Source organism: Rugamonas brunnea (genome assembly GCF_014042345.1).
In the GTDB taxonomy this organism is placed as follows: Bacteria; Pseudomonadota; Gammaproteobacteria; order Burkholderiales; family Burkholderiaceae_D; genus Rugamonas; species Rugamonas brunnea.
This window is the reverse complement of the sequence record NZ_JACEZT010000010.1, coordinates 39,547-60,681: the sequence shown is the minus strand read 5'-3', so window position 1 is coordinate 60,681 and position 21,135 is coordinate 39,547. Positions and strand designations below refer to the sequence as shown.

Genomic DNA, 21,135 nt, shown 5'->3' with positions numbered 1-21,135 from the left:
AACATGGCCCGAATCGGCATGTGCCGAAGCGGGCCAACCACGGCGGGCGGGAAATGCGGACAGCGATCTTGGGATTTGCCGCAGGTGCGGCATGGCTGCAGATGCAAGCGGCTTTGCCGGAATGGCCCGTCATCGCCGCCGGCCTGTTGCTGGCGCTGGCCGGTTGTTGCTTGCGGCGTGGCTGGCTGCGCACGGCACTGGTGCTCGCTGCCGGCCTGCTGCTGGGATTCGGCTGGGCCGCGATGCAGGCGCGTGCTGCCTTGGCCGATCAACTGGACAAGGCCGACGAGGGGCGCGACATCACGCTGGTTGGCACCGTGGACAATCTTCCGTTTCAGTTCGGGGATGGCGTGCGGTTCAATTTCGCCGTCGAGCGCGTGGTGGGCGCGAACGTGCACGTGCCAGCCAGGTTGTCACTGGCGTGGTATGCCAATCGGCGCGGCGGGATGGATGGCGCGGGTGGCGCAATTCTTCAACCCGCCGCTGCCATGGCCGGCTTTGCGGACGGTGCCGCGTTTGGCGATATGCAGCCGGGCGAGCGCTGGCAACTGGCCGTGCGTCTTCAGCGCCCGCATGGCAACGCCAATCCCTACGGATTTGACTACGAAGTGTGGTTGCTGGAGCAGGGCCTGCGTGCCACAGGCTACGTCCGGCCATCGGCGGCGAACCGGCGGCTGGACAGCTTTGTGCCCGGCTTCGGGCACGTGGTGGAGCGCTGCCGCGCCGCGCTGCGCGACCGGATACAGCGCGCGCTGCCGGGGAAGGAGTATGCAGGCGTCATTGTCGCGCTGGTGGTGGGCGACCAGCGAGGCATTCCCCAGTCCGACTGGAAGGTGTTTAACCGGACCGGGATAGGGCATCTCATTTCCATCTCGGGCTTGCATATCACGATGGTGGCGGGACTGTTTTCGATGGCCGTTTCGGCCCTCTGGCGCCGCTCATTCTTCACCCGTTGGCAACTGCCGCTGATCCTGCCGGCGCAAAAAGTGGCGGCGCTGACCGGCGCCGCCGTGGCGCTGCTGTACGTGCTGCTCGCGGGTTTTGGCGTGCCGGCCCAGCGCACGCTGTACATGCTGGCCGTGGTGGCCATCGCCCTGTGGCTGGACCGGATTGCATGCGTGTCTTACGTGCTGTGCGCGGCGCTTGGCGTGGTGATCCTGCTCGATCCCTGGGCCGTGCTGTGGCCCGGCTTCTGGCTCTCGTTCGGCGCGGTGGCCGTGATCCTGTATGCGACGGTGGGGCGTACCGTCGTCCGTTCGACCAGGGAAACGCCGTTGCCGCGCCATCGTCGGCTGTGGGAAGCGCTGCGGCTGGGCGCCAACACGCAATACGCCGTCACGGCCGGATTGGTGCCATTGTCCATGCTGCTGTTCGCCCAGGTCTCCATCGTCAGCCCGGTGGCCAACGCGGTGGCGATACCGCTGGTCAGCCTGGTCGTCACGCCGCTATCGCTGGTGGGCAGTGTGCTGCCGATGCCCCTTGCTATCCCCGTGCTGGGACTGGCCCACCTCATGGTCCAGGCGCTGGCCGCGTGCTTGCAGTGGTTCAGCAGCCTGCCGTTTGCCGTTTGGACCGCACCCACGCCGCCGTTCTGGCTGTTCTGCTGGGCCTTGTTCGGCACCGTCTGGATGCTGGCGCCGCGCGGCTGGCCCGTGCGCTGGCTGGGCGTGGCGACCTGGATACCGCTGCTGGCCGCCACGCCCACGCACCCGCGCGCGGGCGCGATGCGCGTGACGGCGTTCGACGTGGGGCAGGGCATGGCCCTGCTGATCGAGACCAGTGGCCACCGCCTGTTGTACGACACCGGCCCGTTGTACTCGGACATCTCCAACGGCGGCAACCGGGTCATCCTCCCTTATCTGAGCGCACGCGGCATCCCCGCGCTGGATGGCATGATCGTCACCCATAGCGATAGCGATCATTCCGGTGGTGCGCTGGCCGTGCTGGCGGCGCTGCCGGTGGGCTGGGTGCTGTCGTCGCTGCCGACGGAACACGCCATCGTGCGCGCCGCGCGGGTGCACCGGCACTGCGCCGCCGGCCAGAAATGGAACTGGGATGGCGTGCAATTTGAGATGCTGCATCCGTTAGCAGGCAGCTACGCCGATGCCGCGCTCAAGCCTAATGCGCGCGGTTGCACCGTGAAGATCACGGCAAATGGCAGATCGCTGCTGCTGGCCGCCGACATCGAGGCGCCGCAGGAAGCTGCATTGTTGCAGCGTGCGGGCGGCAGCCTGGGTGCAGACGTGCTGCTGGCGCCCCACCACGGCAGCGGCACGTCGTCCACGCCGGCATTCCTGCTGGCCGTGCATCCCGAACTGGCGGTGTTCCAGGTCGGCTATCGTAACCGCTACCACCACCCCAAGCCGGAGGTGTACGCGCGTTATGCGGCGCTGGGCATACAGCGATTGCGGACGGACGAATCGGGCGCCGTCGTGCTGGATTTCGACGACGGGGTACATGTTCAACCATATCGCTTTGCGCATCAACGTTACTGGTACGGGAAATAACGTCACAACATTGGCCTTGCAACTCCCGGGCCGAGCGTTTATAGTGAGTGTACTGATCGGTCCATTGTGTTCCTATCGGTACACTTTGATACCTTAAGGGAGATCTTCATGTCTGCACGACCACCACTGCCACCATTCACACGCGAAACCGCCGTCGAAAAAGTCCGCCTGGCCGAAAACGGCTGGAACACGCGCAACCCCGAGAAAGTCGCGCTGGCCTATACGGAAGACAGCTGGTGGCGCAACCGCGCCGAATTCGTCCAGGGCCACGACGCCATCGTCGCCTTCCTGACGCGTAAGTGGAACCGGGAACTCGATTACCGTTTGATCAAGGAGCTGTGGGCATACGATGGCGCCCGCATCGCCGTGCGATTCGCCTACGAATACCATGACGATTCCGGCCAGTGGTATCGCGCCTACGGCAACGAGAACTGGGAATTCGATGAAAACGGCCTGATGCACCATCGCCACGCCTGCATCAACGAGCATCCCATCAAAGCGGAGGAGCGTAAATTCCTGTGGGACAATAGCGGTCCACGCCCGGCGGATCATCCGGGCCTGAGTGATTTCGGTTTTTAAGGAAGATGTATGGCTAGAGTCATCGCTGAACGGGAAGATGTGATCCCGATGCTGGCGGAAGTGTTTCGCACCTATGGTTTCGAGGGCGCCAGCCTGGCGCGTATCACCGAACAGACCAAACTGGGCAAGGGCAGCATCTATCACTTTTTCCCCGGCGGTAAAGAGGAAATGGCCGAAGCCGTGCTGGCGCACGTCGACGCATGGTTCAAGCAGCACGTTTTTGAACCATTGAACGAAAGCGCCGACGCGGCAGCGGGCATCGAGGCGATGTTTGACGAAGTGGGACGCTACTTCCAGTCTGGCCGCAGGGTGTGCCTGGTGGGTGTTTTCGCACTTGGCAATGAACGCGACCGTTTCAGCGACCAGGTCCGCGACTACTTCTCGGCCTGGATCGATGCGCTGGCCGCCGCACTGGTGCGAACGGGACGCAAGCCGGAAGACGCCATGGCGTTGGCCGAAGAAGTGGTCGGCGGCATCCAGGGCGCCCTGGTGCTGGCGCGCGCATTCGACCGCACCAGCGTCTTTACGGATACCTTGCACCGCCTTCGCGGACGGCTGTCGGTCAGCCAAAATTAGAGCCCCTCCACCAACCGCCCCGCAGCACCTCCATTACAATAAAACGATCGCTACCCAACGGAGACGGCCTTGTACCGCAAGGCGTTAGCATAAAAACATGAGTAAGCCCCAGCTGCATTTCGCCCACGCCAACAGCTACCCGGCCGGCACCTACCGCCAGTTTTTTGAGCATCTGGGCCGGGAATTTGACATCCAGGCGCTCGACATGCACGCCCATAACCCGCTGTATCCCGTCACCGATTGCTGGGATGCGCTGGTGGACGAGTACATCGCGGAGCTGACGGCGCGCTACCGCGAGCCCGTCATCCTGCTGGGCCATTCGCTGGGCGGCATGCTGAGTCTCATGGTCGCCTACAAGCGGCCCGACCTGGTGCGCTGCGTGGTTATGCTCGATTCGCCCGTGGTGGCCGGCTGGCGCGCGCTGTTCTGGCGCGTGATGAAGATGACCAAGGGCGCGGACAAATACTCGCCGGCCCGTTTCTCGGCCCGACGCCGCTTCGTCTGGCCGGACGCGGAAGCGGCCTACCAGCACTTCGTGAGCAAGGACCTGTTCGCAGCCTGGGCGCCCGGCGTGCTGCGCGACTACATGGAGCATGGCCTGAAACCGCACCCGGAAGGCGTGCAACTGCGCTTCACCCGCGAGATCGAGACGGCCGTCTACCGCAGCCTGCCGCACCACCTGGGCGCCATGATGCGTGGCCGTTTCCCGGTGCCGATCGGCTTCATCGGCGGCACGGATTCGTGGGAGACCAGCCAGTCGGGCCTGGACCACACCCAGGCGCTGGTGGGTGAGCATTTCCGCCTGCTGCCGGGCGGCCACCTGTTCCCGATGGAGTCCCCCAAGCTGGCGGCCGACGCCACGTCCGAGATGATCAAGGCGTTGCTGGCCGATCAACGCCGCGTGCGCAGCCAAAAAAGGCTGCCGGCGCATGCCTGAGCCCATCAAAACCTTCAGCTGAGGGCCCGTTTCGCGTAAAATCGCGTGCAAAAGCGCCGCGCCGCCGCGCGCGGACCAGCCGTTCCCACTTTTGAGGTACCTTTGCAATGACGATTAAGAGCGATAAATGGATACGCCGGATGGCGGAGCAGCACGGCATGATCGAGCCTTTCGAGCCCGGCCAGGTGCGCGCGCAGGATGGCCGCAAGGTCATCTCCTACGGCACCTCGTCCTATGGTTACGATATCCGCTGCGCCGACGAGTTCAAGATTTTCACTAACATCAACAGCACCATCGTCGATCCGAAGAACTTCGATTCGAACTCCTTCGTGGACGTCAAGAGCGACGTCTGCATCATCCCGCCGAATTCGTTCGCGCTGGCGCGCACCATCGAGTACTTCCGCATTCCGCGCAACGTGCTGACGGTCTGCCTCGGTAAATCGACCTACGCCCGCTGCGGCATCATCGTCAACGTGACCCCGTTCGAGCCCGAGTGGGAAGGCTACGTGACGCTGGAATTCTCCAACACCACGCCGCTGCCCGCCAAGATCTACGCCGGTGAGGGCTGCGCCCAGGTGTTGTTCTTCGAAAGCGACGAAATCTGCGAAACGTCGTACAAGGACCGCAACGGTAAATACCAGGGCCAGCACGGCGTGACCCTGCCCAAGGCCTAAGCTGCACGGCGATGCCGGGGCCAGGCTCCGGCTGCGGCGAACGCCACCTTCATCCTGCGGCGCTGGCTGGAAACAGCACGCGCACGCCCAATCCCCGTCCATCGAGCCCATCGCCCAGTTGCACGCTGGCGCCGTGGGCGTCGGCCACGCGCCGCACGATGGATAATCCCAGGCCGCTGCCCGGTTGATTCGCGTCCGCCAGCCGGAAGAAGCGGTCGAACACCCGCTCGCGCATATCGGGCGGAATCCCGGGGCCGGTATCGGCCACTTCAAGGACTACCTGCTCCCCCTCCCGCCGGCACGACAGGCGCACCACGCCCGGCTGCGGCGTGTAGCGCATGGCGTTGTCGCACAGGTTACGCAGCAGGATCAGGATGCTGTCCGGGTCCAGCATGCAGCGCGCGGGGCTGATGTCCGTCTCCAGTTGCAGGCCGTGGCGGCGCGCCTGCTCGCGCAGCGCGGGCACCTGGGCCGCCAGCAGCTCGCACAAGTCCAGTGATTGCAGGGCAGGGTGGGCACCCGTGTGCGGCTCCATGCGCGACAGCGTCATCAACTGGTCCACCAGTCGGCTGGCCCGGTCCACGCTGGCGCCCAGTCCCGCCAGGAATTCATTACGCTCGGCGTCGTTGCGGGCGCGCTGGATCACTTGCAGGTTGGTCTTGATGGCGGCCAGCGGCGTGCGCAGTTCGTGCGCCGCGTCGGCCGTGAAGCGCTGCTCATGTTCCAGCGTTCGCCGCACCCGCTCGAACAACTGGTTGATGGCCCGCAGCAGCGGCTGTACTTCGGTCGGTGCACCATCCACGCTCACTTCGCGCAATTCGTTCGGCGTGCGCTCGGCCACTTCGCTGGCGCTGCGCTGCAAGGCGCGGAACACGCGGTTGATACTCCACCAGATGGCGCCCGCCAGCAGCGGCACGGCCAGCAGCGCATAGACGGCAATGCGATGGGCGAATTTGTCGCTGATTTCCTGGCGGTGGCTGGCCGGTTCCGCCAGCTGGATTTGCAGCTGGCCTTTGCCGTCCCAGCTGGTGTAGGTGCGCCAGCGGCGGGCGTCGAGCGTGGCCCATCCCAGTCCTTCGGTGTCGGCCAGCACCTGCTCCGGCGCGGCGGCGCTCTTGTACAGCAGGTGGCCGCTTTTGTCCCACAACTGGAAGATCAGGTATTGGCCGTGCATCAGGTCATCGTGCTCGTCCAGCGCCGTGGGGTCCAGGCCCTGGCGCTCCTCGGCCTCGTGCGCGGCCAGCGTGAGCAGCAAGTGGGCCGTTTCCGTCAGCGACTGGTCGAACAGCTCCTGGCTCTCCCTGTCCGCTTCCAGGTACACGGTGAACGCGCTCACGGCCCACACGGCGCAGGTGAGGCTGAGCAGCACCGTCAGCAGCGTGCGGCGCAGCGACCAGCTGCGGGGCGCGGCGGCCGTCGTCATGGCGCCGGGCCGGCCGGCGCCGGGTCGATGGTGTAGCCGACCGCGTGCACGGTGCGGATCAGTTCCTTGCCCAGCTTGCGGCGCAGGTGGTGGATGTGGACCTGGATTGCATTGCTTTCCACCTCCTCGCCCCAGCTGTACAAGGTCTCCTCCAGTTGTTCGCGGCTCAGCACCCGGCCCCGGTTCTCCACCAGCATCAGCAGGATGCCATATTCCTTGTTCGTCAGTGGTACGGGCTGGCCGGCGTTGCGCACCTGGCGCGCGGCGGTGTCGATTTCCAGCGTGCCGTGGGTGAGCAGTTCCTGCGTGCGCCCGGTCGCGCGGCGGCTGGCGGCGCGGATGCGAGCCGCCAGTTCATCCAGGTCGAACGGTTTGATGATGAAATCGTCGGCGCCGCCATCGAGGCCGGCGATCCGGTCGGGCACCTGGTCGCGCGCCGTCACGATCAGGATCGCACCCGCGTAGCCGTTGCCGCGCAGGGCGCGCAGCACCTGCATGCCATCCATGTGGGGCAAGCCCAGGTCCAGCAGCACGCAATCGTAGTGGTGCAGGCGGGCGGCCGTGAGCGCGCTTTCGGCCGACTGCACCCAGTCGACCGCGTAGCCCGACTGGTCCAGGCCGATCTGGGTGGCCCGTCCCAATTGGGGATCGTCCTCGACCAACAAAATGCGCATGGTGTCCTTTCCAATAATTTCATGATCTGCCGCGCAGACGCGGCGGGCCGCCTCTCGCTAGCATGATCCCATGGTAGGGCGCACTTGTTAAGAAGCTCTTAACAAGTTTCGCCCATGATCCGCAGCATTCACCACACATCCACAGGCTGTCATGATATCCAAACCTACCCCTCTCGCCGCCGCCCGCTGCGGCCAACTGTTGCTGCTGGCGGGCGCGCTGGCGGCTGTCTCCTGGCCGGCACGGGCGCAAAGCTCGGCGCAAACCTCGGCGAAAACCTCGGCGAAAACCTCGGCCCAAGCAACGGCACAAAGCGTGGCCGAGGAGATCATCAAACTGGACGCCGCCCAGCAGCGCCGCGCCGGCGTGCAGACTGTGGCCGCAGCAGCGCCCGGGCCGGACGGCGGTGCCGGCGGCCAGCAATTGTCGGGCACGGTGGTGGCTGCCCCCGAGGGGACGGCGGTCCTGAGCAGCATCGTGGGCGGCGTGGTGCAGCAGGTGCATGTGAGCCCCTTACAGGAGGTGCGGGCCGGCACGGCCGTCGTCACCTTGTTCAGTCAGCAGCTGGTGGAATGGCAGCGCGATTATTTGCAGCTGGCCACGCAGGCTACGCTGGCGCAGCGCAAGCTGACCCGCGACGAAGCTTTGTTCGCCGACGGCGTGATCGCGCGTTCGCGGCTGGAGGAGAGCCGGGCCGCCGCCACGCAGGCGTCCGTGATGGCCAGCGAGCGGCGCCAGGCCTTGCGCGCCGCCGGCATGGGGCAAGCCCAGTTGGCGCGCCTGCTCGAAAAACAGGCCATGTCACCGGCCCTGACCCTGACGGCAGGCGCCGCCGGCACCCTGCTGGAACTGCCGCTGGCGCCGGGACAGCGGGTGGAGGCGGGCGTGCCGCTGGCGCGCATCGCCAAGTCCGGCGCGCTGTGGCTGGAATTGCAGGCCACGCCCCAACTGGCCGCGCAATTGCGGGTGGGCGACGCAGTGCAGGTGGCAGGTTGCGGCGCGGCCCGGGTCCAGGCCTTGTCGCCGCAGCTTAGCGCGGGAAACCAGAGTGTGCTGGTGCGGGCCCGCGTGGAGCGTGCCGACGGCTGCCTGAAGCTGAACCAGTATGTGCAGGCCACGGTCGCCGCCAAGCCGGCCGGCGGCGTCCTGCTGCCGTCGTCGGCCTTGGTTCGGCGCGGCGCGGCCAGCTATGTATTCGTGCAGCGCGGCGCCGGTTTCGCGGCGGTGCCGGTGACGACCACGCCCGCAGGCGCGGACGCCATGTGGGTGCAGGGCACGCTGCCAGCCGGTAGCCAGGTGGCCGTGCGCGGCGTGGCCGCCATCAAAGGGGCCTGGCTGGGGTTGGGCGCGGAAGGGGGCAAGTGATGCTGGAACGCTTGATCGCTTTCGCGCTGTCGCAGCGCCTCCTGATGCTGGTGTTGACGCTGCTGCTGGCTGCCGCCGGCGTGCAGGCGTTGCGCGGGCTGCCGATCGACGCCTTTCCCGACGTCTCCGGCACGCAGGTCAAACTGATCATGAAAGCCCCCGGCATGACGCCGGAGGAAGTCGAGGCGCGCATCGTGGCGCCCATCGAGCAGGAATTGCTGGGCATTCCGCGCCAGGTCATGCTGCGCTCGCAGTCCAAGTACGCCATCGCCGACGTGACGCTTGATTTCCAGGACGGCACCGACGTGTTCTGGGCTCGGCAGCAGGTCAGCGAACGGCTGGCCGGCGTGCTCAAGGACTTGCCGGCCAATGTGGTGGGCGGCCTGGCGCCGATCACCACGCCGCTCGGTGAAGTGTTCATGTTCACCATTGAAGGTCCGCTGTCGCTGGCCGAGAAGCGCACGCTGCTCGACTGGACCATCCGCCCGCAACTGCGCGGCATTCCCGGCGTGGCCGAAGTGAACACGCTCGGTGGCCTGGTGCGCAGCTTCGAGGTGGTGCCGGACGTGACGGCGCTGGCCGCGCGCCGCCTGTCGCTGTCGCAATTGCAGGCCGCGCTGGAGAACAACAACCGCAACGACGGCGCCGGGCGCCTGGGCGCGGGCGAGGAATCGCTGCTGGTGCGCAGCGACGGCAATATCCGCACGCTGGACGATGTGCGCGCCGTCAGCGTCGCCGCGCGCGACGGCATGACAGTGCGGGTGGGCGACGTGGCCACCGTCCGGATCGGCCAGTTGACCCGTTATGGCAGCGTGACCCAGAACGGCAAGGGCGAGGCGGTGGAGGCGCTGGTGCTGGCCATGCGCGGCGCCAACGCGCAGCAGGTGGTGAACGAGGTGCGCGACAAGCTGGCCCTGATCGGCAAGACCCTGCCGGCCGGCACCACCATCAAGACCTTCTACGACCGGGGCAACCTGGTGGAACGCGCCGTCGGCACGGTCACCTCCGCGTTGGGCGAGGCGACCGTGCTGGTGGTACTGCTGCTGTATCTGTTCCTTGGCAATCTGCGTTCGGCGCTGGTGGTGGCGTGCATCCTGCCGCTGGCGGCGCTGGGCACCTTCGTGCTGATGCAAGCCTATGGCCTGAGCGCCAACCTGATGTCGCTCGGCGGCCTGGCGATCGCCATCGGCATGCTGGTGGATGCCGCCGTCGTCGTGGTGGAGAACATCGAGGCGCACGGCAATGCCCATGGTCCGAAGCTGGCCCGCCTGCACGTGATCTACCGTGCCGTGCGCGAAGTGGCCTTGCCGGTCACGGCCGGCATGCTGGTCATCATGATCGTGTTCCTGCCGCTGCTGTCGCTGCAAGGACTGGAGGGCAAGCTGTTCGGGCCGGTCGCGCTGACCATCATCTTCGCGCTGGCCGCCTCGTTGCTGCTGTCGCTGACGGTGATCCCGGTGCTGGCCTCGCTGCTGCTGAAGGACCATCATGGCGATGCGCCCAAGCTGGTGCAATGGCTGGAACGCCAGTACCGCAAGCTGCTGGCGGCAGCGCTGGGCCATGGCCGCAAGGTGGCTGTGGGCGCCGTGGCCGCGCTGGTGCTGGCGGCCGTGCTGTTCCCGTTCATCGGCAAGTCCTTCATGCCCACGCTGGACGAGGGCGACATCATCATGCAGGTCGAGAAGCTGCCGTCGGTGAACCTGCAGGAATCGGCGCGGCTGGACATGGCGCTGCAGCAGCGCATCCTGGCCCAGGTGCCCGAAGTGGCGCGCATCGTGGCGCGCCTGGGTTCCGATGAACTGGGCCTGGACCCCATGGGCCTGAACGAGACGGACAGCTTCCTCGTGCTCAAGCCGCGCGCCCAGTGGCGCAGCCAGGACAAGGAAGTGCTGATCGACGCGCTGCGCGCCGCCACGGCGGGCTTCCCGGGCCTGAACATCAGCTTCACCCAGCCGATCGAAATGCGCACTTCGGAAATGCTGTCCGGCGTGCGCGGCGACCTGGCCGTGAAGATCTACGGCCCCGACCTCAAGCGCCTTGGCGAACTGGCGGACGCGGTGGTGACTGCCGTGCAGGCCATTCCCGGCAGCGAGGACGTGCTGACCATCAAGAACAGCGGCGTCCAGTATCTGCAGGTGGAGCTGGACCGCGCGGCGGTGGGACGCGCCGGCCTCAATGGCGACCAGGTGCAGAACGACCTGCGCACGCTGGTCGAAGGCCGCACCGTGGGCGTGGTGGTGGAGCAGGGCCGCCGTCTGCCCCTGCTGTTGCGCGGTGCGGACGACTTGCAACGCTCGCCCGACCTGTTCCAGCAACTGCGCTTGCCGCAGGAGGGCGGCGAGGCGCTGGCGCTCGGTCAACTGGCGGCGCTGCGCATGGTCGACGGCCCCGTCAAGGTGGAGCGTGAAAACGCGGCGCGCATGGTGGTGGTGCGCGCCAACGTCCGGGGCCGCGACCTGGTGGGCTTTGTGGATGAAGCCAAGGCCCGCGTGGCCAAGCAGGTGCCGCTGCCGCCCGGCTACCACATGGCCTGGGGTGGCCAGTTCGAGAACCAGCAGCGCGCCGCTGCGCGGCTCATGATGGTGGTGCCGGTGGCGCTGGCGCTGATCTTCCTGCTGTTGTTCGCCACCTTGCACAGCGTGCGCCAGGCATTGCTGGTGTTCGTGAATATTCCATTCGCGCTGGTGGGGGGGGTGCTGGCCCTGGCCGTGACGGGACAATACCTGTCCGTGCCGGCGTCCGTTGGCTTCATCGCGTTGATGGGTATCGCCGTGCTGAATGGGCTGGTCATGATCACCTGCTTCAACCAGTTGATGGCGCGCGGCATGGCGCTGTCGGAAGTGGTGGTGGAAGGTGCCTTGCGCCGCCTGCGCCCGGTGCTGATGACGGCCTGTATCACGGGCTTTGGCCTGGTGCCGCTGCTGCTAGCCAGCGGTCCCGGTTCCGAGATCCAGAAGCCTTTGGCCATCGTCGTCACGGGCGGCCTGCTGAGCGCAACCTCGCTGACCCTGATCCTGTTGCCGTTGCTGTTCCGCCGCTTTGGCGTGGCGCGGCAAGGTTAAGAAATGAGAACTGACATGACTACCGATACGAATTACGAGGCCATGCTGACGCTGGCCATCCCCGGCGCGCTGGAAGGCGACGTGCTCGATTTCCTGCTGCTGCGTCCCGAGCAGGCGCCCGGCTTTTCCGTGGTGGACGCGCATGGCATGGGCCAGGGCGCCACCCTGCACACCACGCTGGAACAGGTGCAGGGCCGATGCCGGCGCAAGCTGGTGCACGTGGTGGGCACCGTGGACGGCTTGAAAGCGCTGGTGGCCGCATTGGCGGCGGAACTGCGCAATGCCGAAGTGGCGTGGTGGCTGACGCCGGTGCTGGCCTTCGGGAGGCTGGTATGAAGCGCATCGCGGCGTTCTCCCTGTGCGCGCTGCTGGCAAGTGCGCCCGTGTTTGCCCAGCACGCGGCCGAGCCGGCTCTGTCTTTGTTGCCGCCCGAAGCGACGGTGCGGCAGGTACTGGCCGCCATGCCGCAGTTGCGCGAGGTGGCCTTGCAGGGCGACGTGGCGCAGGCCACCAAGGCCGGGTTGGAAGCGGGGCGGCATGAATGGACGGTGCGGGCAGGCGTGAGTACGCGCAACGAGCTGGCCGGGCCCACGTGGCGCGAACAGGAGCTGGCATTGGAACGGCCCGTGCGCTGGTTTGGCAAGGCGGCCCAGGATGCGGCCATCGGCGCCACCGGCGTGGCCGTGGCGCAGGCGGCCCATGAGGATGCGTGGCACGAGGCGGGACGGAACCTGATGACGGACTGGTTTGCGGCCGTGCGCGAGAACGTGGCGGTGGCGCGGCTGGAGGAGCAGCACGCGCTGGCGGGGGAACTCGTGCGCGTCGCCGTCCGACGCGTGAAGGCGGGTGATGGCGCGGCGCTGGAGCAGCTGCAGGCGGAAACGGAGCAGTCGCGCGTGGCGGCGCAGTTGCAGCAGGCGCGCCAGCGGGGCGCCTTGGCGCAGCAGCTGTTGCGGTCGAACTATCCCGGCTTGCCGGCTGCGCTGGCAGCGGACCTGCCGGTGCCCCCGGAGGCGGAAGGCACGGCCGACAGCTGGGTGGCCAGCATCGTCGGCCATAACCACGAGCTGGAGCTGGCGGAATCGGAGGCCCAGCTGGCGGCCCAGCAGGCACGCCGCACCAGCGCCGAGCGCATGCCCGATCCCACCGTGAGCGTGCGCGCCAGCCGCGAGCGCGGCGGCCAGGAGCGGGTGCTGGGTCTGATGTTGTCCATGCCCTTGCCGGGCGCGGGCCGGGGCGCGGACACCCGCGCCGCCACCGCGCGCGCAGAGCAGGCCAGGGAGCGGCTGGACATGGCGCGCATCCGCGTGGATGCGGCGGCGCGCCGCGTGGTGCTCGACAGTGGCCACAGCCGCCAGGTATGGCAAACCATGGACAGCATCGCCCGCCAGAGCGAACGGCAGGCGGCGCTGCTGATGAAAGCCTATGCGGCCGGTGAAGTCACCTTGAGCGAGGCGCTGCTGGCCCGTCGCCAGTCGCTGGACGCGGCGCTGGCGGCCCAGACGGCCCAGCTGGATGCGCTGCAAGCCTACGCCCGTCTGAAGCTGGACGCGCACATGCTGTGGGCCTTCGAGGAGTGATGGCGCCGTCCGGGCCGGTAGGTCGTCTCCCGGTCAGGCCGCGCCGTCCATCCCGGAGGCGCGCTGCTGCACCATCGGCAGCACGATTTCCACGCACAACCCGCCTTCGGGCCGGTTGCTGGCCGTGATGGCGCCGCCGTGCGCGTGCACCACATGCTGGGCGATAGCGAGGCCCAGGCCATGGCCCTCCGTATCGTTGCGTGTGTTGGCTGACCGGAAGAAGGGCAGGAAGATGGAGGCCAGTTCTTCCACCGCCACCCCGGGCCCGTTATCGAGCACACGGACGCACAACTGGCGCGCGTGGGGGCGCGGGCGCAGTTGTAGCTCCACCGTGCCGCCCTCGGGGCTGTGCTTGATGGCGTTGCGCACCACGTTCTCGATGGCGCGCGCCAGCAGGTCGGCCTGACCGGTCACCACCACGTCCGCCTCGCCATCGCATGCCACGCTACGGCCGTGGCTTGATGCCTCGAAACCGGCATCGTCCACGATCTGCTGCAGCAGGTCGGCCATGCTGATTTCTTCCTGTCCCGCGCCCAGCGCGCCTGCCTCCAGCCGCGATAAGGTGAGCAGTTCGCCCACCAGCTTGTCCATGCGGACGCTTTCGCGTTCGATGCGCGCCATTGACGACGCCATCTTGTCCGGCTGCTGATGCGCCAGCCCGATGGCCGCCTGCAGGCGGGCCAGCGGCGAGCGCAGTTCGTGCGACACGTCGTGCAGCAAGCGGGTTTGGCCGTCGATCAGGCTGCGCAGGCGCGCTGTCATGCGGTCGAAATCGCGTCCCAGGTCGTTCAACTCCGTGCCGCGTTTGCCGGATGCGTCGACAAAGCGCGGCGCCAGGTCGCCGCCGGCGGCCGCTTCGAACGCGGCCCGCAGCGCCCGGATCGGACGGGAAAAATACCAGGCCAGCAGCATCGCAAACAACAGGCTGGCCAGGATGGCGGCTACGATGGGCACATACGGCGCCAGCGGCTGGAAGCGGGGATTGTGGCCATCGGGCGGCGGACCGGCGCGCGGCGGGCCGCCGGCGCCGATCGCGCCGGGCGGCATGTGCGGTGTGGTGCCGATTGTGCCGGGCGGCGGCATGCGCGGCGTGGCGCCGTCGGGCGCGGGACGCGCGTCGTCTCCGCGTGGCATGGGCGGTGGCCCGCCGGGGCCGTCGCCGGGGCCGTGGCGCGGCGGCTCGCCCAGGCGGGGCTCTCCCATCCGTGGATCGCCCAAGCCTGCCAGCAGCGGGTTGGGATAGCCGCCGTCGAAGCCGCGCAGGCGCTCGTGCGAGGGCAGGAATAACAGGTAATGCCGGCCGCCGCCATCGTGGGCGTCGCGCACGGCGGGGCGGGCATCATCCTCTTTCAGCAAGGCCCGCGCCTCTGCCAGCATGGCCGGACTGACGGTGCGGCCCAGCAGTTCCCGGCCCTGGGCGTCGACGGCGAACACGCGGTGGTGGCGCATGGCGGCCAGCAGCCCGCGCAGCGCGCCGGCGCCGCCAAATTCGAGCGTGGCGGCGGCCGAGTTGATGGCCATTTCGGCCGGCGGACTGGTGTCGAGGGCGGTGCCGGCGTTGGCGGCCGCGTTGCGGTTCTTGAGCCACACGGCGCCGCCTATGCCCACGGTGGCCGCCAGTTGGGCCAGCAGGATGGACAGGAAGAATTTCCAGAACAGGCGGCCCACGGCTTATTCCTTGATCAGCTGGTAGCCCTGGCGGTACACGGTCTGCAGGCAGGAGCGGCCGTCGGCGATGGTGCCCAGCTTGTGCCGCAGGCTGCTCAGATGGACGTCGATATTGCGGTCGAAGCGGGCCATGGGCCGTCCCAGTCCCTGTTCGGACAGGGTGTTCTTGCTGACGGGCCGCCCGGCGTTGCGGGCCAGGACTTCGAGCAGGTTGAATTCGGTGCTGGTCAGTTGCAGCTTGACGCCGGCCCAGGCGGCGCGACGCTGTTCCGGCCACATGGTGAGCTGGCCGACGGTCAGCGTGGCCGCGCCGCTGGCATCGGCCGGCATGGCTTGCGCCCGGCGCAGGATGGCGCGGATGCGGGCCGTCAGTTCGCGCGGCGTGCAGGGCTTGGCCACGTAGTCGTCCGCGCCCAGCTCCAGGCCGACGATGCGGTCGGTGTCGTCGCCACGCGCCGTCAGCATCAGGATCGGCAACTGGCTGCTGTTGCGGATGCGGCGCAGGGTTTCCAGCCCGTTCATGCGGGGCATCATCACGTCCAGGATGGCGATCGCATAGGTGCCGGTCAGCGCTTCGGCGGTGCCGGCTTCGCCGTCGTGGACAGCCTTGACGTCAAAGCCTTCCTGCTCCAGGTATTCCTGGAACATGCCTATAAGTTCGATATCGTCGTCTATCAGCAGTACTTTGCTCATTGCAGCGGGTGTGGGGCGGTGTGGATGCGGCCATCATAACGCAAGCGGCGGCCGCCCCGACCCGGATTTACCCGCTTTTACACCGGAGCGGATGGGCGTCTTTACACGGATTTACCTTGTCCTAACGGCGCTTTACATCGCCCGGCCAGAAAATGGCGGCTCCAATGCACAACCAAGGACCGCTGTCATGAATATCAAGAAAACCAATCTGCAAGCACTGCTGCTGGCCGCGATGCTGGCCCTCCCGCTGGCCGCCAACGCCGACGCAGCCGCCATGGCCGATGGCGCGCCTGGCGCTGGCCCCGGCTTCGGCCATCCGGCAGGTCCAGGCATGGAAGACGGCCACCCGATGCGCGGGCCGGAAGCCATGCACGGCGGCCCAGCCATGCCCGGCATGATGCCGCCCGGCGCCCCCGGCATGGGCGGTGAGCCGCCATTCCTGCGCGGTCTGGACTTGAGCGAGGCGCAGCAGGACAAGGTGTTCGCCATCCTGCATGCACAGGAACCTTACTTGCGAGACCAGGGCAAGGCGGCCGCAAAGGCGCATGCGGCCCTGCGCGAACTGGCGCATGCGGCGCAGTACGACGATGCCAAGGCCGCGTCGCTGGCCCAGGCAGGCGCCCAGGCGATGGCCAATATCATGCTGCAGCACGTGCGCACCGAGCAGAAGCTGCTGGCCCTGTTGACGCCGGAGCAGCGCAAGCAGCTCGACGAGCGCGCCCGCCCGCAGGAGCAACCACGCCAGGCGCCACGTGCGCCGCGCCAGTAATCCCGCCTGTACATTTCTTGCGCCACCTCAACCAAGGAGAAGACGATGTCGATCAATGCCCTCAGCGCCGGCAGCGCTGTCAGCCAAATGAGTTTCCTGAACAAGACCAACACCACGTCCGGCGCTGGCGACGGCGGCCCGGTGCGCGGCGGCCCACCGCCCGGTGGCCGTCCCGATGGTGGCGGCTTCGTGGCCGCTATTGCGAACGCGCTCAAGGAGATTGGCGTGACCAGTACCAATAGCGCTTCCGGTAGCGGCACGTCGTCCGAGAGTGCGACCAGTAGCACCAGCAATAGCACGTCCACCAGCGACACTTCATCGACGGACGGCAGCAACGTGGCGCAGGCGCTGGGAAGCTTCCTGCAAAGCCTGATGGGCGCGTTGCACGCGCAAGGCAGCGCCAATGAAGATGGTCCGCCGCCTTACGGTGAAGGCCAGCAGGGCCAGGGCATGGGCGGGCCCGGTGGCGCCGGTGGCCCAGGGCGGTTGGCGTCCGACCTGCAAAGCCTGATGTCGAAGCTGGGCAGCGGGACCTCCACCAGTTCGACCAGCGCCAGCAGCGCCGGCGACACCACATCGGCGGACGCCACCTCCGACCTGGAAAGCACGTTCAAGAACCTGCTGGACCAACTCGGCGGCAGCAGCACCGGCAGCACCGGCAGCACGGACAGCAACGACAAGCTGGCCAGTTTCCTGCAAGCGCTGTCGAACAATCTGTCCGGCGCCGGCAGCAGCGGCAATCTGATCAACACCACTGTCTGAAGGCGGTGCGATGGAGATCAACCACGAGGCACATGGTCACAGCCTGGCGGACGACCTGGCCGCGATGATGCGCATGCTGGCCAGCCGGCGCCAGTCGCTGCGCTGGCTGCTGGCTGGCGCTTCGGCGCTGCCGGTGCTGGGCTGCGGCGGCGGATCGTCCGCCACGGACACCAGCACGACCAGCACCAGCGCGTCGTCCGGCAGCAGCGGGAGCACCACCACGGGATCGGCAGGTTCCTGCGCCGTGATCCCTGAGGAAACGGGCGGACCGTACCCGGCCGACGGCACCAACAGCAACGGCACGGGCAGCGGCACGACCAGTGTGCTCAACCTGTCGGGTGTGGTGCGTAGCGATATCCGCAGCAGCTTCAATGGCGCGACGGCCGTGGCGGTCGGCGTGCCGTTGACGATCAAGCTGCAGATCGTGAACGCCAACGGCAGTTGCGCGGCGCTGCCGGGGTATGCCGTCTATCTGTGGCACTGCGACCGCGACGGCAACTATTCGCTGTATTCCAGCGGCGTGACGGACCAGAACTACCTGCGCGGCGTGCAGGAGGCAGACAGCAGTGGTACGGTCACCTTCAGCACCATCTTCCCCGGTTGCTACGCGGGGCGCATGCCGCATGTGCACTTCGAGGTGTATCCCACCTTGGCCAAGAGTGTGAGCGCGGCGAACAGGATCAAGACGTCGCAATTCACGTTCCCGATGGCGACGCTGAACGAGGTCTACGCGAGCGCGGGCTACAGCGCCAGCGTGCGCAATCTGGCCCAGATCAGCTACGCGACCGATAACGTGTTCAGCGATGGCACGTCCTTGCAGATGGTGGCCGTGACGGGCAATGCGACTGATGGATACGTCGTCACCCTGACGGTCGGCGTGAGCGCTTGACGCCTTTGCGGCAGTCGTTCTGCGAAGGCATGCGGCCCAGCGCCGCATGCCAGATTCTCTTCACTCGGGCGTTTTCCCGCCTGCCTATCCTCTTCACTTCAGCCCGCAGGCGAAAGCGATTTCGCCGCCAGGGCGCATAAACACCGGTTTGACGAAGCAGCTTTCGGCGCCTGGGCGCGTGCGCCATCGTGCGCGCGCTGGCATGGCGCTTGCGATGCAATGGTCATGGGCGCACCCGCGCCAGTCCAACCGGAGCACCTATGAGTCAGCGCCTGCTCGATTACCGTCCCGAGCTTGAATTTCTCGAATCATCGGGCACCAGCACCCTGGCCGGCGGCGATGAGCTGACGCTGGCCGCTCGTTTGCTGGAATTGCGGGGCGGGGCGCAGCTGGATCGTTTCATCGACGCGATGGTGCGGGCCGGCGGCGCGCCCGTGCCGCTGGGGGATGCGCTCAAGCGGGCGGCCCGGCAAGTGCTGCCGCTGCACGGCTGGCCTGGCGCGCCGGTGATCGAGTCGTTGCGGCGGCGGGGCAAGAGCGACCCGATCGCCCGCGCGGCCCGCATCTTCGGCATCGAGCTGGAGGGCTTGAGCCCCGAGGACAAGGAACTGGAACTGGCGCAGCGCTTCGTGCGCTTCGCCAGGGAGGCGATCCGGCTGGCAGCCGATGCGATCAGGCCCGCCGGTGTCGCTGCGGCGCTGGCCGAGTCGGCACGCAGCCATGCTCCCGGCTTACTCCAGTGCGAGGCCGGACGGATGGGGCACTGGCAGCGGCGCGGCAATCGCATCATCGTGTACGACTGTTGACGAGGGGCGGACCGACAGGCTTAGTGGCGCGCCGGGCGCTCCGTTCGCCCGCGCATTTGTTGTTTGACCAACGATGGGGGAGTTCACCATGCATGACATCGATCGTACAACGCTGGAATTCGGCCAGCAGGAAATGTCCGGCTACGAGGCGGAACAGTATGAGTTCGGCCAGGGCGAGTGGGGCGGCGAAATGGGCCAGCAAGGCATGTTTTCGGAATCAGAGGAGATGGAACTGGCCAACGAACTGCTGTCGGTCAGTAACGAGGCCGAGCTTGAACAGTTCCTGGGCAGCTTCCTGCGCAAGGCCGCATCGGTGGCGGGGCAGGTGATCAAGTCGCCGATCGGCCAGGCCATCGGCGGTGTGCTCAAAGGCGTGGCCAAGAAGGCCTTGCCGCTGGCCGGTGGCGCGATCGGCGGCTACTTCGGCGGCCCGTTGGGCGCCAAGATCGGTAGCGGACTGGCCTCGGCGGCGGGTGGTGCGCTGGGCCTGGAGGCGGAATCGGCCAGCGGCGAGGACCGGGAATTCGAAGGCGCGCGCCAGTTCGTGCGGCTGGCGGCCGATACCGTCAACCGTGCCGCCGCCGCGCGCGGACCCGGCGACCCGCGCGCCATCGCGCAGGCGGCGGCTACGGCAGCGGCACGCCAGTTCGCGCCCGGCCTGCTGGCCCGCGCCGGGACGATGGGCGGCGCGTCCGGCGCGTTCGGCGGCGCGGCGGGCAATTTTGGCGGTGCGGCGGGCGGCTTTGGCGGCGCGCACGGCATGGGCGGAGGCGCTCCGGCGGGCGCGCACGGGCGGGGCCAGTCGGGACGCTGGATGCGCCATGGCCATAAGATCGTCCTGTACGGAGCCTGACCGCCATGGCCATCAGCGCATTCGCCGTGTGGATGCTGACGCAGGAGGCGCGCTCATTGCAGGCGCGCCTTGAGCGCCTGCGGCCGTTCGCGCTGATCGAGCCGATGGTGCCGGCGGCGGCGCTGCTGCCGCAAGCGCAGACGGCGATCGAAAGCTACCTGGCGCGGGGCCGGCGCGAGCTGCACGGCATGGTGCGCGGCTATCTGGCGTGGTTGCAGGGGCCGGCCCGGCTGGCGGCCAGCGCCGCCGACGCGCAGCGCCGCTTCACTTTCCTGCGCCTGCGCTTCAACGCGGCGCTGACCCAGTTCGACCTGTTCAATGAAGTGATCACCCAGCGCAGCGAGCATGAGAACGGCGTGTGGCTGTCCGGCCTCGATGCGGTGGCGGCCGATGCGTTGACGCTGGCCGGCGCCTACTACCAGGCGCCGCCCGTGGTCTGTTATCTCGATCGCGGACCCGGCGCGGCGATCCGGCGCGCACGCACGCGCCTGCCTGGCGGCGGTGAGAATCCGGTGGCCATCGTGCGGGTGCCGCGCGAACGCATGGTCGGCAGCGGCATCGCCTCATCGCTGGTGCATGAAGTGGGGCACCAGGGCGCGGCACTGCTGGACCTGGTCAACTCGGTGCGGCCGCTGTTGCAGGCCATGCAGCGCGGTGGCGCCGGCGCGCCGCAGGCCTGGCAGTTGTGGGAGCGGTGGATATCGGAGATCGTGGCCGATTTCTGGTCGCTGCTGCGGGTGGGCGTGGTGGCGACGCTGGGCCTGATCGGCGTGGTCAGCCTGCCGCGCGCGTTCGTGTTCCGGCTCAATGGCGACGACCCGCACCCGGTGCCATGGATACGCGTCAAGCTCAGTTGCGCCATGGGGCGCAGCGTCTATCCGCACCCGCAGTGGGAGCGGCTGGAGCGCTTATGGGAATCCTACTATCCGGCGGCCGGGCTGGCGCCGCCGCAAATGCGGGTGCTCTCACAGCTACAGGACAGCATGCCGGCCCTGGTCGGCTTGCTGGTGCAGCACCGGCCACCGGCCTTGCGGGGCCGCTCGCTGCTGGAGGCGATGAACGCGGCGGCGCGCCAGCCCGCGCGGCTGCAATTGCTGTTCCGCTTCTGGAACCGGAGCCCGGCGCGCATGTACCGTGCCGCGCCCTCGCTCGTCTTCGCCGTGCTGGGGCAGGCGCGGGCCGACGGCACGCTCGCGCCAGAGGCCGAGGCGGCGCTGCTGGAGCGCCTGCTCACGCATTGGGCGCTGCGTACCACCTTAGACATCAGCGCCGTGTGCGGCGCGCATCAACATCGTTTGTCCACCCTGGAAGGAGCATGAT

At 67.7% G+C, this 21,135-nt stretch carries 19 protein-coding genes; 15 read left to right on the top strand and 4 right to left on the bottom strand.

The genetic code is table 11. The annotated features are described in order from the left end of the window. Positions 1-53: 53 nt before the first annotated feature. From H3H37_RS15795 to dcd, 5 genes are all read left to right on the top strand, one after another. The gene (locus tag H3H37_RS15795) at positions 54-2,507 is read left to right on the top strand and encodes a DNA internalization-related competence protein ComEC/Rec2 (RefSeq protein WP_182164178.1); all 2,454 of its coding nucleotides are present in this window, start codon (positions 54-56) and stop codon (positions 2,505-2,507) included. Between the two features lie 108 nt (positions 2,508-2,615). Beyond that, a complete protein-coding gene (locus H3H37_RS15790) occupies positions 2,616-3,086 on the top strand; it encodes a nuclear transport factor 2 family protein (protein ID WP_182164176.1) in 471 nt (156 codons plus the stop codon). Positions 3,087-3,095: 9 nt separating this feature from the next. After that, positions 3,096-3,662: a TetR/AcrR family transcriptional regulator gene (locus H3H37_RS15785; RefSeq protein WP_182164171.1), complete on the top strand. Its 567-nt coding sequence runs from the start codon at positions 3,096-3,098 to the stop codon at positions 3,660-3,662. Positions 3,663-3,759: 97 nt separating this feature from the next. Further along, positions 3,760-4,599, top strand: a complete 840-nt coding sequence (locus H3H37_RS15780) for an alpha/beta fold hydrolase (protein WP_182164169.1) — start codon at positions 3,760-3,762, stop codon at positions 4,597-4,599. 107 nt (positions 4,600-4,706) lie between these two features. Continuing rightward, positions 4,707-5,273: a dCTP deaminase gene (gene dcd, locus H3H37_RS15775; RefSeq protein WP_182164167.1), complete on the top strand. Its 567-nt coding sequence runs from the start codon at positions 4,707-4,709 to the stop codon at positions 5,271-5,273. A 49-nt stretch (positions 5,274-5,322) separates the two neighbouring features. Here the strand turns inward: dcd and H3H37_RS15770 are convergent, their stop codons facing one another. Then, complete coding sequence (locus H3H37_RS15770) at positions 5,323-6,696, bottom strand: ATP-binding protein (RefSeq protein ID WP_182164165.1); 1,374 nt, start codon at positions 6,694-6,696, stop codon at positions 5,323-5,325. Then, positions 6,693-7,370 carry a response regulator transcription factor gene (locus H3H37_RS15765; protein WP_182164163.1) on the bottom strand — a complete coding sequence of 226 codons (678 nt, stop codon included), beginning with the start codon at positions 7,368-7,370 and terminating at the stop codon, positions 6,693-6,695. The genes H3H37_RS15770 and H3H37_RS15765 overlap by 4 nt, the downstream gene beginning before the upstream one ends. Positions 7,371-7,521: 151 nt before the next feature. On the opposite strand from H3H37_RS15765, the gene H3H37_RS15760 reads away from it, so the two are divergent. Genes H3H37_RS15760 through H3H37_RS15745 form a run of 4 tightly spaced genes read left to right on the top strand, consistent with a single transcriptional unit; the run spans position 7,522 to position 13,375 of the window. Then, the gene (locus H3H37_RS15760; protein WP_182164161.1) at positions 7,522-8,733 is read left to right on the top strand and encodes an efflux RND transporter periplasmic adaptor subunit; all 1,212 of its coding nucleotides are present in this window, start codon (positions 7,522-7,524) and stop codon (positions 8,731-8,733) included. After that, positions 8,733-11,795: an efflux RND transporter permease subunit gene (locus tag H3H37_RS15755; protein WP_182164159.1), complete on the top strand. Its 3,063-nt coding sequence runs from the start codon at positions 8,733-8,735 to the stop codon at positions 11,793-11,795. The genes H3H37_RS15760 and H3H37_RS15755 overlap by 1 nt, the downstream gene beginning before the upstream one ends. 15 nt (positions 11,796-11,810) lie before the next feature. Next, a complete protein-coding gene (locus H3H37_RS15750) occupies positions 11,811-12,131 on the top strand; it encodes a DUF3240 family protein (RefSeq protein WP_182164157.1) in 321 nt (106 codons plus the stop codon). Continuing rightward, the gene (locus tag H3H37_RS15745) at positions 12,128-13,375 is read left to right on the top strand and encodes a TolC family protein (RefSeq protein WP_182164155.1); all 1,248 of its coding nucleotides are present in this window, start codon (positions 12,128-12,130) and stop codon (positions 13,373-13,375) included. Before H3H37_RS15750 ends, H3H37_RS15745 begins: the two co-directional genes overlap by 4 nt. Positions 13,376-13,408: 33 nt before the next feature. Here the strand turns inward: H3H37_RS15745 and H3H37_RS15740 are convergent, their stop codons facing one another. Continuing rightward, positions 13,409-15,043 carry a sensor histidine kinase gene (locus tag H3H37_RS15740; protein WP_182164153.1) on the bottom strand — a complete coding sequence of 545 codons (1,635 nt, stop codon included), beginning with the start codon at positions 15,041-15,043 and terminating at the stop codon, positions 13,409-13,411. Positions 15,044-15,046: 3 nt separating this feature from the next. Then, a complete protein-coding gene (locus H3H37_RS15735) occupies positions 15,047-15,736 on the bottom strand; it encodes a response regulator transcription factor (RefSeq protein WP_182164151.1) in 690 nt (229 codons plus the stop codon). A 187-nt stretch (positions 15,737-15,923) separates the two neighbouring features. On the opposite strand from H3H37_RS15735, the gene H3H37_RS15730 reads away from it, so the two are divergent. The 6 genes from H3H37_RS15730 to H3H37_RS15705 all read left to right on the top strand — a co-directional run bounded on the left by H3H37_RS15730 (position 15,924) and on the right by H3H37_RS15705 (position 21,134). Then, on the top strand, positions 15,924-16,505 hold the full coding sequence (locus H3H37_RS15730) for a Spy/CpxP family protein refolding chaperone (RefSeq protein ID WP_182164149.1): 582 nt from the start codon (positions 15,924-15,926) through the stop codon (positions 16,503-16,505). Between the two features lie 45 nt (positions 16,506-16,550). Next, positions 16,551-17,267: a hypothetical protein gene (locus H3H37_RS15725; protein WP_182164147.1), complete on the top strand. Its 717-nt coding sequence runs from the start codon at positions 16,551-16,553 to the stop codon at positions 17,265-17,267. A gap of 10 nt (positions 17,268-17,277) precedes the next feature. Then, positions 17,278-18,156, top strand: coding sequence for a dioxygenase family protein (locus H3H37_RS15720; RefSeq protein WP_182164145.1), 879 nt, complete (start codon positions 17,278-17,280; stop codon positions 18,154-18,156). Between the two features lie 260 nt (positions 18,157-18,416). Further along, positions 18,417-18,962: a hypothetical protein gene (locus H3H37_RS15715; protein WP_182164143.1), complete on the top strand. Its 546-nt coding sequence runs from the start codon at positions 18,417-18,419 to the stop codon at positions 18,960-18,962. Between the two features lie 88 nt (positions 18,963-19,050). Then, on the top strand, positions 19,051-19,815 hold the full coding sequence (locus H3H37_RS15710; RefSeq protein WP_182164141.1) for a hypothetical protein: 765 nt from the start codon (positions 19,051-19,053) through the stop codon (positions 19,813-19,815). 5 nt (positions 19,816-19,820) lie between these two features. Then, positions 19,821-21,134: a hypothetical protein gene (locus H3H37_RS15705; RefSeq protein ID WP_182164140.1), complete on the top strand. Its 1,314-nt coding sequence runs from the start codon at positions 19,821-19,823 to the stop codon at positions 21,132-21,134. Position 21,135: the final 1 nt, after the last annotated feature.